Here is a 13,601-nt window from a genome sequence, read left to right on the forward strand (position 1 = left end):
CCAGTTCAGTATCCGCCTGCAAGATGGGATGCCCCTTCCGGTCTGGGAACTGGCCGGCGAGCGCTTTGGCCTTTACGCTCAAAAGAGGCGAAAAGCCCGCTTGCCCCGCCGCATCCTAGCCGACTTCCTTATTGGTTCCCATGCCCTTTTCCACGGCCTACGCTTGGCCACCTTTGACCCCAGGCCTTACCGGCTTGCCTTCCCTGAGCTCGAGGTGGTGCCCTGATGCCCAAGGGAAAAATCCTTGTAACCCGCAGCCTTCCGGGAAAGGCCTTGGACCGTTTACGGGAAGCAGGTTACCAGGTGGAGGTCCACGAAGGGCTTTTCCTTCCCCGGGAAGATCTCCTCAAGAGGGTGGAGGGAGCCATAGGCCTCATCCCCACCGTGGAGGACCGGATCGACGCCGAGGTCATGGACCGCGCCCCAGGCCTTAAGGTCATCGCCTGTTACAGCGTGGGAGTGGATCACGTGGACCTCGAGGCGGCCAAAGCCCGGGGCATCCGCGTGACCCACACCCCCGGGGTGCTCACTGAGGCTACCGCTGACCTCACCTTGGCCCTTCTCCTGGCGGTGGCCAGGCGGGTGGTGGAGGGAGTGGACTACGCCCGAAGGGGCCTTTGGCGGGCCTGGCATCCCGAACTCCTCCTGGGGCTGGACCTCCAGGGCGCCACCCTGGGCATCGTGGGCATGGGCCGTATCGGCCAGGCGGTGGCCCAAAGGGCCGAGGCCTTCGGGATGAAGGTGGTCTATACGAGCCGTGCTCCAAAGCCCCTCCCCTACCCTCACCTTTCCCTGGAGGAACTCCTGGCCACATCCGACATCGTGAGCCTTCACACCCCCTTGACCCCCGAAACCCACCGCCTCATGAACCGGGAAAGGCTTTTCGCCATGAGGCCGGGAAGCATCCTGATCAACACCGCCCGGGGAGGCCTCGTGGACACGGAAGCCCTGGTGGAGGCCCTAAAGGGGCATCTTTTCGGAGCTGGCCTGGACGTCACCGATCCCGAGCCCCTGCCCCCAGGGCATCCCCTTTACACCCTTCCCAACGCCGTCATCACCCCCCACATTGGCTCGGCAGGAAGGCGAACCCGGGAACGCATGGCGGAGATAGCGGTGGAGAACCTCCTCTTTGCCCTGGAGGGCAGGGAGCCACCAAACCCGGTAGTATGAGCCCCATGAGCTTCGTCATCGGCCTTCTCGGTGGGGGCTTTGGGGGGCTCGTGGGGCTTGGGGGAGGCACGGTGATGATCCCCCTGATGGTGGGGATTCTCAGGCTTTCCCAGCACAAGGCCCACGGCACCAGCCTGGTGGCGGTCTTCTTCACCGGGCTCATGGGAGCCCTCACCTACGGGCTCCAGGGGTCCTTGAGCCTCAAGGCCGCCTTGTTTTTGGCGGCTACCGCCATCCTCACCGCCCGCCTAGGGGCCCGCTACGCCCACAGCCTGGCGGAAAAGGACCTCAAGCGGGCCTTTGGGTTTTTCCTCCTTTTTGTTTCCCTTCTGCTTCTCCTGAAACCCTACCTGGCCCCCGTGGGCCTGGTGCGGGGCGAGGTTTGGGAGGATCTCACCCTTCTCCTGGCGGGAGGCCTCACCGGCTTCCTCTCGGGCATGATGGGGGTGGGGGGAGGGACCATCATGGTTCCGGCCATGGTCCTGGTCTTGGGCATGGACCAGCACACTGCCCAGGGCACGAGCCTCCTCGCCATGGTACCCGCCAGCCTGGTGGGAGCCTATACCCACCACCGCCTGGGCAACGTGGATACCCTCCTGGCCCCTGGCCTGGTACCTGGGGTACTCTTGGGCACCTTTTTGGGAGGCGAAGCCGCCCACTTTCTACCCGAGGCCACCCTGCGCTTGGTCTTCGCCATGGTGCTCTTATGGACTTCCTGGCGGTACCTCCATCCCTCCGGAAGGAAACGGTGACCTTTTGCACTATTCCTCGAGGCCAAGGTGGACTACCGTAAAGAAGAAAGGAGGTGGGCAAATGCAACGCTGGCAGGATTGGGCCAATCTTGTCCTTGGCGTCTGGCTCATCCTTTCCCCGTGGCTTTTGGGCTTTAGCGGCACCCCCGCCGCCATGTGGAACGCGGTCATCGTGGGGGTAGTGGTGGGGCTTATGGCCCTCATGCACCTCCGGGGTGGCCCCATGTGGGAGGAGTGGGTGAACGTGGTCCTGGGCATCTGGCTCATCCTCTCCCCCTGGATCCTGGGGTTTAGCGGCATGGGAAACGCTATGTGGAACGCCCTTATCGTGGGCGTCCTGGTGGGTATCCTGGCCCTAAGCGTGGCGCGGGAAAAACCCCGGGCAGCCTGAACTCCGATCCCATGCTTCCAACCTTCCGCCTAGGATGAACCCTAGGCGGATTGGGCTCTTGCACCACCTGGGGACAGGAGGTAAGGTAAGGTCGGCCTTTAAACCGGTCCCGTGAGGCCGGAAAGGAGGAGAGATGAAACGATATAAGGACGGCCATTGGAAAAAGCCAGGCGGGGGCTTCGGCCTCCGCTTCTTTTTGGAGGTGCTTTGTGCGCTTTAAGGCGGAGCTCCTGAACGCCGAGGAGATGCGGCGGGCTCTACACCGCATCGCCCACGAGATCGTGGAGGCCAACAAGGGGGTGGAGGGCTTGGCCCTTGTGGGCATCCACACCCGGGGCATTCCCTTAGCCGAACGCATCGCCCGCTACATCCGGGAGTTTGAGGGGAAGGAGGTACCGGTGGGAATGCTGGACATCACCCTCTACCGGGATGACCTTTCCGAGATCGGGATCCGGCCCCAGGTGCGCCAGACCCGGATTCCCTTTGACATCACGGGCAAGGCCCTGGTCCTGGTGGACGATGTGCTCTACACAGGGCGCACCGCCAGGGCAGCCTTGGATGCCCTCATGGACCTAGGCCGTCCCAGGCGCATCTACCTGGCAGTTCTGGTGGACCGGGGGCACAGGGAACTCCCCATCCGGGCCGACTTCGTGGGCAAGAACGTCCCCACGGCCAAAAACGAGGTGGTGAAGGTGAAGGTGGAGGAAGTGGACGGGGAGGACCGGGTGGAGCTTTGGGAAAGGGAGGAAGCATGAGGCACCTCCTGGATTTCCAGGGCTGGACTCGAGGCCAGGTGGAAAACATCCTGGACACCGCTAGGGTGATGGCCGAGGTGCTGGAAAGGCCGGTGAAGAAGGTGCCGGCCCTCCAGGGCTTCACCGTGGCCACGGTGTTCTTTGAGCCCTCCACCCGCACCCGCATCTCCTTTGAACTGGCAGCCAGGCGCATGTCCGCGGATGTGGTGTCCTTCGCCGCCCAGGCCAGCAGCCTGCAAAAGGGGGAAAGCTACAAGGACACTCTGCTCACCCTCGAGGCCATGGGCATAGATGCCTACATCATCCGCGCCGACAGCGCCGGGGTTCCCCACCAGGCCACCCGCTGGGTAAAGGGAGTGGTGGTGAACGGGGGGGATGGCCGCCGGGCCCATCCCACCCAGGCTCTTCTGGACGCCTACACCCTCCTGGAGGCCCTGGGAACCCTGGAGGGCAGGAAGATCGCCATCGTGGGGGATATCCTTCACTCCCGGGTGGCCCGCTCCAACGTGGAGCTTCTCCCTCTTCTCGGGGCTGAGGTGTGGGTGGCAGGCCCCCCCACCCTTCTCCCCCAAAGCCTTCCCGGAGCCAGGCTCACCCCTCACCTGGACGAGGCTTTGGCGGAAGCGGATGCGGTTATGGTGCTGAGGCTCCAGAAGGAGCGCATGGAAGCCGGCCTCATCCACCTGCAGGACTATATTGCCCATTACCAGGTAACGGAAGCGCGTCTGAAGAAGGCCAAACCAGGGGCTTTCCTCCTCCACCCTGGCCCCATGAACCGGGACATTGAGCTGGAAGGCACCCTGGCGGACTCGGAAAGAAGCCTGGTGAACCGCCAGGTGCGGAACGGGGTGGCGGTGCGCATGGCGGTGCTCTACCACCTCCTGGTGGGGAGGAAGCGGTAGGGCTACAGGAGGCACGGTATGTTGCTCATTAAAAACGTCAAGCTGGTGGATGCCCTGGGGGAAAGGGGTCCGGCGGATGTGCTTATCGGGGAAGGCAAAATCCTGAGCCTTGATGGCGGGGAGGCGGAAACGGTCATTGACGGAACGGGTCTCTTCCTGGCCCCCGGCTTTTTGGACCTCCACGCCCACCTTAGGGAACCCGGGCAGGAGGTAAAGGAGGAGCTTGCCACCGGGCTTTTGGCCGCCGTAAGGGGAGGGTACACGGACCTGGTCTCCATGCCCAACACCACACCTCCCGTGGACACCCCGGAGGCCGTGCGGGCCCTTAAGAAAAAGGCCCAGGCCCTGGGGCTTGCCCGGCTCCACCCCGCGGCCGCCCTGACCCAGGGCCAAGAGGGAAAGGCCCTCACGGAAGCCGGCCTCCTTAAGGAGGCCGGTGCCTCCCTCCTCACCGACGACGGCCACACCAACGAGGATGCTGGAATCTTGGCGGCAGGGCTTCTGCAGGCTTCCGCCTTCGGCCTCCCCGTGGCGGTGCACGCGGAGGATGCCTCCTTGCGCCGGGGTGGAGTCATGAACGATGGCCCCCTGGCCGACCTTTTGGGCCTTCCAGGAAACCCGAAGGAGGCGGAAGCCGCCCGGATCGCCCGGGACCTCGAGGTCCTGCGCTACGCCGTACGCCGAAGCCAAAAGAAACCCCACCTCCACATCCAGCACCTCTCCACCAAACGGGGCCTGGAGCTGGTGCAGGAGGCCAAGAGGGCCGGCCTTCCCGTCACCGCCGAGGCCACCCCCCACCACCTCACCCTCACCGAGGAGGCCCTAAAGTCCTTTGACCCCATCCTCAAGGTGGCCCCACCCCTCCGCACCCAAGAGGATCTGGAAGCCCTTATAGAAGGGCTTCTGGATGGCACCCTGGACGCCATCGCCACCGACCACGCCCCCCACACCCAGGCGGAAAAGGAAATGGACCTCTTAAGGGCTCCCTTTGGGATTCCGAGCCTCGAGGTGGCCTTTCCCCTTCTATACACCGAGCTTCACCTGAAGCGGGGCTTCCCTCTGAAGCGCCTGGTGGAGCTCTTCACCGACGGTCCCCGAAGCATCCTGGGCCTGAAGCCCATCCATCTGGAGGAGGGAGCCGAGGCCAGCCTTGTCCTCCTGGACCCCAAGGAGCGCCCCGTGGAGCCCAGGAACTTCGCCTCCAAGGCCCGGTTTTCCCCCTGGGCAGGATGGGTCTTAGGGGGGTGGCCGGTCCTCACCCTGGTGGAAGGGCGGGTGGTGTACCAGGCGTTAGAATAAGAGCGTGCTGAAAAAGCTCCTGGAAGCCGATTAACTGGGCCTAAGTCTGGAATGGGTGGGGGGGCTTCCCCTTTGGGAAGCCCAGCCCACCTACCGGCACCAGAAGGCCGTGGACCGCATTCGCCAAAGCATCCGCCCCAAAGAGGACTCCTCGTGCCCTGGCATCCACTTTGCGGTTGCACCCTCACCGTCTAGGGACCCAAAGCTCCTTCAGGCTTCTCACCCCCTCCGCCTCCATAAGCTTCAGCAGGCCCTTCAACACCCGGCGGGAGAAAAGGGGGCCCCCGTAGACGAAGCCCGTGTAGACCTGGACCAACCTGGCTCCTAGCTTCAGGCGCTCCCAGATATCCTCAGGACCCTCCACCCCTCCCACGCTCACCAGGGTGAGGCCCTCCACCCCCGAAAGATGCCGCAGCACCTCTAGGGCCCGTTCCTTCAAGGGCCTCCCCGAAAGCCCCCCAGCTTCCTTGGCCAGGGGGCTTTTGAGGTTTGGGCGCTCCAGGGTGGTGTTCACCGCCACCAGGCCCTCGAGGCCATGCTTCAAGCAAAGCTCCACTGCCTGGTCCAGGGCTTCAAAGGTGAGGTCCGGGGCCATCTTAAGGAGAAGGGGCTTTCGGGTGGCGGGGCGGAGCCGGGAAAGAAGCTCATCCAAAAAGGGACCTTCCTGCAGGGTGCGTAGCCCCGGGGTGTTGGGGGAACTCACGTTGAGGACGAAATAGTCCCCATAAGGCTCCAGGACCTGCAGGGCCCTTAGGTAATCCTCCGCCGCCCCTTCCAAGGGGGTATCCCGGTTCTTGCCCAGGTTCACCCCCACGGGGAAGCGAAGGCCCCTTTCCCGGAAGCGCTTAAGCCTCCTGGCCGCCTCCTCGGCCCCTTGGTTGTTGAAACCCATGCGGTTGATAAGGGCATGGTCCTCCACCAGCCGAAAAAGCCGGGGTCTGGGGTTCCCTTCCTGGGGCCTGGGGGTGAGGGTACCCACCTCGGTGAAGCCGAAGCCCAAGGCCCACCAGGCGCCCAAGGCCCGGGCATCCTTATCCATCCCCGCCGCCAGGCCCAAGGGATTGGGGAAGTGAAGCCCAAAGGCCTCCACCTCGATCCTCGAGTCCTCCACCCTAAGAAGCTTCGCAGGAACCTCCAGCAGGGGCCCTCGTTCCGACCAGAAGGAAAGAAGCCTTAAGGTGAGCTCGTGGGCTTCCTCCGGGTCCAGGGCGAAGAGCAGGCGGTGCATACGGGTCCATGGTATCTTGACGACCGCTCAAGGAGGAAGGATAAAATCTCCGCCATGAAGCGCCCCCTCTTGTGGCTACTGGGAAGCCTTCTTCTAACCCTGGCTGCCTGCTCTTTCACCGTTACCGTGGATATCCCTGAACAAAGATTCCAAGCGCAGGCTCTGCCGAACACCCAAGGCCGGATCCTCTACCCTAAGGAAGCCACCAGATTTAACCCGCCTCCTGTAGCGCCCAAGAGCGTGGTGCTCACCGGGACCCTCGAGGCCAGCCAGACCCTGGACACGACACTAAGCTTTTACGTGCGACTCAGCGATCCCCGTCTAGACAGCAGCTGCTCTTACATCCCTGTTCTCCAAGCGTATGCCTGCCCCATCGGACCTGCCGACGAGAACACTGGCGAAGCCCAGTTCCAAAGCAGCTATAGCACCTTCCTTGCCCTAAAAGGGGCCAACCTCACCCAGGGCATCGCCCAGGGCCAGTTCTGGCTGGGCCTCGAGGTCCAGGACCTGCCCTCCAGTATGGTGACCTTTATCCTCAAGAACCTCAAGGCCACGGTAACGGTGGGCTTTTGAACAAGCAAACCCACTCCCGGGGGCCTTTGTGCCCCCGGGTTTTTTCTTTGCCCCTGCCGGCGCTATGATAGGGCTAGATGAAGGACGTCTTGCGCCTGGAACTTCCCGTACTTCCCCTGAGGAACACCGTGATCCTCCCCCACACCACCACCGGGGTGGACGTGGGCCGCCCCAAGAGCAAAAGGGCGGTGGAGGAGGCCCTTAACGCCGATCGTTACATCTTCCTGGTCACCCAGAAGGACCCCGAGGTGGACGACCCCACCCCTGAGGACCTCTTCGCGGTGGGCACCCTGGCGGTGGTCAAGCAGGCCATGCGCCTCCCCGATGGCACCCTGCAGGTGATGGTGGAGGCCAGGAACCGGGCCCGCCTGGTTTCCTATGTGGCCGCCCCCTACCTGAGGGCCGTGGGAGAGGTGTTGTCCGAGCCTCCCCTGCAGGACCCAAGCCTCGCCCGGGTCCTGGTGAACGAGGTGCAGGAGGCCTTTGAACGCTACCTGCAAAACCACAAAACCCTGCGCCTGGACCGCTACCAGCAGGAAGCAGTCAAGAGCACCCTGGACCCCGCCATCCTGGCGGACCTGGTCACCCACCACGCCACCTGGAACCTCGAGGAAAAGCAGGAAATCCTGGAAACCCCGGAGGTGGAGGAAAGGCTTAAAAAGGTCCTGGCCCTGCTTCTTCGCGACCTGGAGCGCTTTGAGCTGGACAAGAAGATCGCCGCCCGGGTCAAGGAGCAGATGGACCAGAATCAACGGGAGTACTACCTCCGGGAGCAGATGAAGGCCATCCAGAAGGAGCTCGGGGGTGGGGAGGATTTCCTCTCTGAGATCGAGGAGCTCCGGGAGCGGATTGAGAAAAAGGGCATGCCCGAGGGGGTCAAGGAAAAGGCCCTCAAGGAGCTTAAGCGCCTGGAGCGCATGCAACCCGGCTCTCCCGAGGCCACGGTGAGCCGGACCTATCTGGACTGGCTTTTGGATGTTCCCTGGACTGAGGCTGACCCGGAGGTCCTGGACATCTCCGTCACCAAGCGGGTCCTGGACGAGGACCACTATGGCCTCAAGGATGTAAAGGAGCGCATCCTGGAGTATCTTGCGGTGCGCCAGCTTACCAAGGAGAAGGAGGTCAAGGGCCACGCTCCCATCCTTTGCTTCGTGGGGCCTCCCGGGGTAGGCAAGACCTCCTTGGGCAAGAGCATCGCCCGAAGCATGAACCGCAAGTTCCACCGCATCTCTTTAGGTGGCGTGCGGGACGAGGCGGAGATCCGGGGCCACCGGCGCACCTATATCGGAGCGCTTCCCGGGAAGATCATCCAGGGGATGAAGCAGGTGGGGGTGGTAAACCCCGTCTTCCTGCTGGACGAGATCGACAAGCTCTCCTCCGATTGGCGGGGGGACCCAGCCTCGGCTCTTCTGGAGGTCCTGGACCCCGAGCAGAACCACACCTTCACCGACCATTACCTGGATGTTCCCTACGATCTCTCCAAGGTCTTCTTCATCACCACCGCCAACACCCTAAGCACCATTCCCAAGCCCCTTCTGGACCGGATGGAGGTCATCGAAATCCCAGGCTACACCCTCCCGGAGAAGCGGGCCATCGCCCGTCACTTCCGCTGGCCCTTCCAGGTGAAGGAAGCGGGCATCGAGGGCAAACTGGAGATCACCGACCGGGCCATAGAGCGCATCGTGCAGGAGTACACCCGGGAGGCAGGGGTGCGGAACCTGGACCGGGAGCTTTCCAAGGTGGCCCGTAAGGCAGCCAAGGACTACCTGGAAAGCCCCTGGGAGGGCGTGCGGGTGGTGGACGCCCAGGACCTCGAGGCCTACCTGGGCGTGCCCAAGTACCGCCCGGACCGGGCGGAGAAGGCCCCCCAGGTGGGGGTGGCTCAGGGTCTGGCCTGGACGCCCTATGGCGGTGCCCTTCTCACCATTGAGGCCGTGGCCGTACCCGGGACAGGCAAGGTGAACCTCACCGGCAACCTGGGGGAGGTGATGAAGGAATCGGCCCACGCCGCCCTCACCTACCTCCGGGCCCACCGGGAGGAGTGGGGCCTGCCTGAGGGTTTCCACAAGGAATACGACCTTCACGTCCATGTTCCCGAAGGAGCCACTCCCAAGGATGGTCCCTCCGCCGGCATCACCATGGCCACAGCCCTGGCCAGTGCCCTCACGGGGCGCCCCGTGCGCATGGACATCGCTATGACCGGGGAGATCACCCTCAGGGGCAAGGTCCTGGCCATCGGCGGGGTGAAGGAAAAACTCCTGGCCGCCCACCAAGCGGGCATCTTCCGCGTGGTCCTGCCCAAGGAGAATGAACCCGAGCTCAAGGAGGTTCCGGAGGAAATCCTCAAGGACCTGGAGATCACCTTCGTGGAGGAGGTGGGAGAGGTGCTCAGGCTCCTCCTCCTGCCTCCTAGCCCACCCCCCGTGGCCCCCACGGAAAGACCCCAGCCAGGAGCAGGGGCTTAGGGAAGCTCCTCCTTGCGGTTGGCGTTCAGGAAGACCTGGGCGCCGAAGCGCACCACCACCTCCTCCGCTGGGATATAGGTGGCTCCCAACACCTCCATCACCCGCCTCAGGAGGAAATCCCCTTCCCGGATCTGCAACTCCACCTGGGGAAGGCAGTCCTGGTGGTAGAAGGCCATGAGGGGCTCGAGGTGGCCTTCCGGGTTGTAGGCCACCACCACCGGGTAAGGGGAGGCCAGGGCGTGCTCATAAAGAAAGGCCCAGTATTCCGGCCTCAGAAAGGGCAAGTCCGTGGCCGCCACCGCCACCCAGGGGTAGCGGGCGTGAAAGAGGGCGGAGTGCAGGCCGGAAAGGCTATCCGCCCCCGGAAGCAGGTCGGGATACACGGGCACGCCAAAGCCAGGATAGGGCCTGTTGGTCACGATGAACCGCTCCCCCGCCTCCTGGAGGCTATCCAAAACCCACTGGATCAGGGGCTTTCCCCGATAGGGGTAAAGGGCCTTATCCTCCCCAAACCTGCGGGAAAGCCCCCCGGCGATCACCGCTCCCGAGTACACGCCTACCATCCTAAGGCCTCAAGAAGCCTTTCCCCCAGCCAGGGGGCGTAGAGAAAACCCGTGGAGCCAAAGCCCGTAAGGGCAAAGCCACCTTCCACGGGAAACAGGTAGGGAAGGTCCACACCCCCAGGCGGAAGAGAGGGGTCCAGCCGGAAGCGCACTCCCCGCCATGCGGAGGCCACCGAAGGGCGGTAGCCCAGAAGGTCTTCCGCACCCCTTAGAAGCCATTCCACCTCCCCTTCCGTGGGAGGGGGAGCCTCCGGATCAGAACGATGGGGGAGGTAGCTTCCCCCTAGGGCGCTTCCCGCCAGGTAGACCCGGTAGCTGATGGCCCGGGGGAAGTAATCCAGCAGGAGGAGGACCAGCCCCGGGATGTGCCGCCCCTCCAGGCCCAAAAGATGGGCTCCCTGCCCACCCCCTGCGTAAACCAGCACGTCCCCCCTTATCCGCCCTCCTCCTTCCAGGAAGAGGTAGGGAGGCTCCCAGGCCAGAACCCGGGACCTGAGAACGCCAACCCCCTCCGAGAGCTTCTGCAAAAGGGGCCTGGGCTCCAGCCAGAAAGCTTCTTCCAGCAAGACACCCCCTTGGTCCCAGGTGTGCTTCAGCCCGCCAAGCCGAGAGGCCACCTTCTCCCTCTCCCCTTCCGGCACCGGGCGATAGACGCCCAGGTGCAGGGGCACGAAGCGGCTGTAAAAGCGAAGGGCCGCCTCGAGGGCCTCCTCTCCCTTTCTCGCCAGGGTAAAGCGCTTCCCCCGCAAAGGGTTCACCAGAGCCACAGGCACCCGGCTTGCCCCCCCCAGGCCCTGGGCCACCACCCGCACCCTCAGGCCCCTTTCCTTGAGAAGCCAGGCGGCGGTAAGCCCCGCCACCCCGGCTCCCAGGACTACCGCCTCGGCTTCCTCCACCTTCCTCATCCCCTGCGGGGGGTCAGAAGCGAAAGCCCTCCCCCTCCCTCCGGCACAAACCCCTGGCCGCCAGGCCCTCTAGGAGGCGTTCTGCTTCGTCCTGGGGGAGGAAAGCTCCAAGATCCTTCGGACTCAAGAACCCCCCCTTCCGCCAGGCTTCCCTCATGGCCAGGCGCTCCAAGGCTACCCGCGAAGGCCCCTTGGCCAAAAGCCTTCCCTGCCAGCGGAGTAGGCCCAGATACAGAAGATAGGCAAGAAAGGCTGCCAGGACAAGCCCCCAAAGGGCGAAGCGGGAGGCCGCATAAACGAGAAGGAAAAGGGCCAAGGCCCCGCTAAAGGGGAGGAAGTGCTGGCGCATGCCGCCTCCTCAGGCCACGGGCAAGGGGATGGGCGCAGGCTCCCTGGCCCCTACCACCTCCCCAAAGAGCAGGTGCGGGGTGGCCTGCTTGATCTTCACCTGGTAGAGCCCCGGGGTGGGAGCCTGGTGGGCGGGAACCAGCACCGGATGGTTCCCGCGGTCGTGCCCCTGCACGTACCCTTCCTCCTTGGCCACCCCCCGCACCAAAACCTCCACGGTCTTCCCCACCCACTCCAGGTTGCGGCGGTAGCTCCACTCCTTCTGCTTTTCAATGAGACGCTGGAGCCTTTCCACCTTCACCTCGCGGGGCAGGTCCTGGAAGTGCTTGTAGGCGGGGGTACCGGGCCGAGGAGAGTAGATGAACATGTAGGCCTGGTCGTAGCCCACCTCGTCGTAGAGGGAGAGGGTTTCTTGGAAGTCCTCCTCCGTCTCCCCGGGGAAGCCCACGATGATGTCCGTGGAAAGCACGGCATCCGGCAGAATCTCGCGGATCCTCCCGATTCTTTCCAGGTACTGCGCCCGCCGGTACTCCCGGGCCATGCGCCTAAGCACCCGGTCCGAGCCAGACTGCACCGGCAGGTGGATGTAACGGGTGATGGCAGGGGTTTCGGCAATGGCCTCGATGATGTCGTCGGTGAAGTTCACCGGGTGGCTGGTGAGGAAGCGCACCCTGGGGATGCCCATCTGCCCCACCATCCTCAGGAGTTCGGCGAAGGAGGGGAAGCCCGGCTGGTCCTTGCCGTAGGAATTCACGTTCTGCCCGAGGAGGGTCACCTCCACCACCCCGGCCTTCTTCAGGGTTTCGATCTCCTTCAGGATCAGGTCCGGGTGGCGGGAAACCTCAGGGCCCCGGGTGGTGGGGACGATGCAGTAGGTGCAGTGGTGGTTGCACCCCCGGATGATGGTCACGTGGGCGGAAAGCGCTCCCCTGGGAGGCGGGGGGATGTAGTCCAAAAGATCGTCCTTGAAGGTGAGGTCCCAGAAGCGCTGGTTACCCTTCAAGGCCTCGGGCAAGGAGGTGAGGGCCCCGGGGCCCAGGAGAACATCCACCCCAAACTTCCGGGCCATTTGCTGACCCTCGTCCAGCTGGGCCAGGCAGCCCATGAGCCCGATGAGGAGCCCTCGCCTATCCTTCTCCTTCCGAAGCTGGCCTAGAAGGGAGCGCACCTTCTCCACGGGCTTCCCGCGGACCGCACAGGTGTTCACCAGGACGAAGTCCGCCTCCTCCACCGAATCCACCAGCTCCCAACCCAGGCTCACCAGCTCGCTGGCCACCAGGTGGGAGTCGTACTCGTTCATCTGGCATCCGAAGGTAATGATGTGGGCGCGCATAAACCTCCTGGGGCAGCCGGGGGGATCCCGGGCCCCGTGGTTTCCAGTGTAGCAACCTCGAGGCCCTCAAGGCCAACCTCGGTCCCTGGATTCCTCAGCCTCGAGCCCCCCAAAAGGCCACACCCCCCGGCCACGTTACCGGGGGGTTAAGCCTCGCATCCCGATGCTGGTGGCGGCGGTGGGACTCGAACCCACGACACCACGATTATGAGGAGCTTACCCCTAGGTCCTCTCCACTCCGCCACCTTCCGATTTGCCCATAAAAAAGGACACTTCCACTTGGTAAAGTGAGGGTTCGTTCCGCCCGTATCCGCCCCATAAGCGAACCATTCGCTAACTCGAGGACGGAGAGGAAAGAGGCGGACTTTGAAGGATATTCTGAAGGTGGTGGAAGGAAGTGCTCACCCTGTACCTGGTAGACCAGAAGGAAGAGCCCTGGAACGGGCGCAAAGCCCTTTTGGGAGCGGTAGCCTGGGAGTACCCAGAACCCTTTGAGGCCCTCGAGGCCGCCGCTCCCCGGGTAAGCGAAGAAGCCTGGGAATACCTCGGGCGTTTTGCCCATCCCATGAGCCTGGACACCTGGCTTTCCATTCGGGCAAGCCCGAGTGCCAAGGAAGCGGTGGAGCTCCTAGACGCTTGGCGGGCTACCGCATGGAAGCGAGGCAGGCGCTTTCCAAAAGCTTGGGAACCCTGGGCTTACCCCATGCTGGGAATGACCCTCGGCCTGGTCCTGAAGGAGAAGCGTTTAGGCCCGCAGACCCTAGAAGTTGAGGGCAAAACCTTTGCGTTGAAGCCCACAACCTTGGTCAGAGCTTTTTCCTCCTTTCTCTATGGGCGGATTCGCGTCTACCGCGATTCTTCACCACAAGCCTTTTGCCTGGAGATAGAAGACCAGGATTTCGTTAGGCTTCTTATCC

15 protein-coding genes and 1 pseudogene are annotated in these 13,601 nt (G+C 63.7%); 11 read left to right on the forward strand and 5 right to left on the reverse strand.

Annotated features, from left to right (window positions below):
• The 8 genes and pseudogenes from TNMX_RS06370 to TNMX_RS13600 form a co-directional block, all read left to right on the forward strand.
• On the forward strand, positions 1–226 hold a 226-nt coding region (locus TNMX_RS06370; protein WP_038030536.1), incomplete at its 5' end, for a type II toxin-antitoxin system VapC family toxin.
• Entirely contained in the window at positions 226–1,170 is a 945-nt protein-coding gene (locus TNMX_RS06375; RefSeq protein ID WP_038030538.1) for a D-glycerate dehydrogenase, read from the forward strand. The genes TNMX_RS06370 and TNMX_RS06375, both read left to right, overlap by 1 nt.
• Positions 1,171–1,175: 5 nt before the next feature.
• A complete protein-coding gene (locus TNMX_RS06380) occupies positions 1,176–1,922 on the forward strand; it encodes a sulfite exporter TauE/SafE family protein (protein ID WP_038030569.1) in 747 nt (248 codons plus the stop codon).
• A 61-nt stretch (positions 1,923–1,983) separates the two neighbouring features.
• A complete protein-coding gene (locus tag TNMX_RS06385; RefSeq protein WP_038030542.1) occupies positions 1,984–2,313 on the forward strand; it encodes an SPW repeat protein in 330 nt (109 codons plus the stop codon).
• 209 nt (positions 2,314–2,522) lie between these two features.
• Positions 2,523–3,068, forward strand: coding sequence for a bifunctional pyr operon transcriptional regulator/uracil phosphoribosyltransferase PyrR (gene pyrR, locus TNMX_RS06390; RefSeq protein WP_015717709.1), 546 nt, complete (start codon positions 2,523–2,525; stop codon positions 3,066–3,068).
• Positions 3,065–3,970, forward strand: coding sequence for an aspartate carbamoyltransferase catalytic subunit (locus tag TNMX_RS06395; protein WP_038030545.1), 906 nt, complete (start codon positions 3,065–3,067; stop codon positions 3,968–3,970). The genes pyrR and TNMX_RS06395 overlap by 4 nt, the downstream gene beginning before the upstream one ends.
• An 18-nt stretch (positions 3,971–3,988) precedes the next feature.
• A complete protein-coding gene (locus TNMX_RS06400; RefSeq protein ID WP_038030548.1) occupies positions 3,989–5,269 on the forward strand; it encodes a dihydroorotase in 1,281 nt (426 codons plus the stop codon).
• 34 nt (positions 5,270–5,303) lie between these two features.
• Positions 5,304–5,444 (forward strand): annotated as a pseudogene (locus TNMX_RS13600) (Uma2 family endonuclease); the annotation flags it as partial.
• Between the two features lie 9 nt (positions 5,445–5,453).
• On the opposite strand, the gene TNMX_RS06405 reads toward TNMX_RS13600, so the two are convergent.
• The gene (locus tag TNMX_RS06405; RefSeq protein ID WP_038030551.1) at positions 5,454–6,497 is read right to left on the reverse strand and encodes a quinone-dependent dihydroorotate dehydrogenase; all 1,044 of its coding nucleotides are present in this window, start codon (positions 6,495–6,497) and stop codon (positions 5,454–5,456) included.
• 54 nt (positions 6,498–6,551) lie between these two features.
• Here TNMX_RS06405 and TNMX_RS06410 point away from each other — a divergent pair, with 54 nt between their 5' ends.
• Together TNMX_RS06410 and lon are read left to right on the forward strand one after the other, a co-directional pair.
• Positions 6,552–7,070: a hypothetical protein gene (locus TNMX_RS06410; RefSeq protein WP_038030553.1), complete on the forward strand. Its 519-nt coding sequence runs from the start codon at positions 6,552–6,554 to the stop codon at positions 7,068–7,070.
• A gap of 77 nt (positions 7,071–7,147) precedes the next feature.
• Positions 7,148–9,535, forward strand: a complete 2,388-nt coding sequence (gene lon, locus TNMX_RS06415) for an endopeptidase La (RefSeq protein ID WP_038030555.1) — start codon at positions 7,148–7,150, stop codon at positions 9,533–9,535.
• Here the strand turns inward: lon and TNMX_RS06420 are convergent.
• Genes TNMX_RS06420 through miaB form a run of 4 tightly spaced genes read right to left on the reverse strand, consistent with a single transcriptional unit; the run spans position 9,532 to position 12,684 of the window.
• On the reverse strand, positions 9,532–10,089 hold the full coding sequence (locus tag TNMX_RS06420) for a molybdenum cofactor guanylyltransferase (RefSeq protein WP_038030557.1): 558 nt from the start codon (positions 10,087–10,089) through the stop codon (positions 9,532–9,534). The genes lon and TNMX_RS06420 overlap by 4 nt on opposite strands.
• A gap of 2 nt (positions 10,090–10,091) precedes the next feature.
• Positions 10,092–11,003 carry an FAD-binding oxidoreductase gene (locus TNMX_RS06425; protein ID WP_038030559.1) on the reverse strand — a complete coding sequence of 304 codons (912 nt, stop codon included), beginning with the start codon at positions 11,001–11,003 and terminating at the stop codon, positions 10,092–10,094.
• A 13-nt stretch (positions 11,004–11,016) separates the two neighbouring features.
• The gene (locus TNMX_RS06430; RefSeq protein WP_038030561.1) at positions 11,017–11,352 is read right to left on the reverse strand and encodes a hypothetical protein; all 336 of its coding nucleotides are present in this window, start codon (positions 11,350–11,352) and stop codon (positions 11,017–11,019) included.
• 9 nt (positions 11,353–11,361) lie between these two features.
• Positions 11,362–12,684, reverse strand: a complete 1,323-nt coding sequence (miaB, locus tag TNMX_RS06435) for a tRNA (N6-isopentenyl adenosine(37)-C2)-methylthiotransferase MiaB (protein WP_038030564.1) — start codon at positions 12,682–12,684, stop codon at positions 11,362–11,364.
• Positions 12,685–13,081: 397 nt separating this feature from the next.
• Between miaB and TNMX_RS06440 the strand changes: the two genes are divergently transcribed.
• A partial coding sequence (locus tag TNMX_RS06440) for a hypothetical protein (protein ID WP_038030566.1) occupies positions 13,082–13,601 on the forward strand: 520 nt, incomplete at its 3' end.

The sequence above is a fragment of the Thermus sp. NMX2.A1 genome (genome assembly GCF_000511705.1).
Classification (GTDB): domain Bacteria; phylum Deinococcota; class Deinococci; order Deinococcales; family Thermaceae; genus Thermus; species Thermus scotoductus.

Excerpts from the sequence above, each read along its gene's own strand:
- TNMX_RS06375 (WP_038030538.1), top strand. The coding sequence starts at position 226 with ATGCCCAAGGGAAAAATCCTTGTAACCCGCAGCCTTCCGGGAAAGGCC.
- TNMX_RS06380 (WP_038030569.1), top strand. The coding sequence starts at position 1,176 with ATGAGCTTCGTCATCGGCCTTCTCGGTGGGGGCTTTGGGGGGCTCGTG.
- TNMX_RS06385 (WP_038030542.1), top strand. The coding sequence starts at position 1,984 with ATGCAACGCTGGCAGGATTGGGCCAATCTTGTCCTTGGCGTCTGGCTC.
- TNMX_RS06395 (WP_038030545.1), top strand. The coding sequence starts at position 3,065 with ATGAGGCACCTCCTGGATTTCCAGGGCTGGACTCGAGGCCAGGTGGAA.
- TNMX_RS06400 (WP_038030548.1), top strand. The coding sequence starts at position 3,989 with ATGTTGCTCATTAAAAACGTCAAGCTGGTGGATGCCCTGGGGGAAAGG.
- TNMX_RS06405 (WP_038030551.1), bottom strand. The coding sequence starts at position 6,497 with ATGCACCGCCTGCTCTTCGCCCTGGACCCGGAGGAAGCCCACGAGCTC.
- TNMX_RS06410 (WP_038030553.1), top strand. The coding sequence starts at position 6,552 with ATGAAGCGCCCCCTCTTGTGGCTACTGGGAAGCCTTCTTCTAACCCTG.
- lon (WP_038030555.1), top strand. The coding sequence starts at position 7,148 with ATGAAGGACGTCTTGCGCCTGGAACTTCCCGTACTTCCCCTGAGGAAC.
- TNMX_RS06425 (WP_038030559.1), bottom strand. The coding sequence starts at position 11,003 with ATGAGGAAGGTGGAGGAAGCCGAGGCGGTAGTCCTGGGAGCCGGGGTG.
- TNMX_RS06430 (WP_038030561.1), bottom strand. The coding sequence starts at position 11,352 with ATGCGCCAGCACTTCCTCCCCTTTAGCGGGGCCTTGGCCCTTTTCCTT.
- miaB (WP_038030564.1), bottom strand. The coding sequence starts at position 12,684 with ATGCGCGCCCACATCATTACCTTCGGATGCCAGATGAACGAGTACGAC.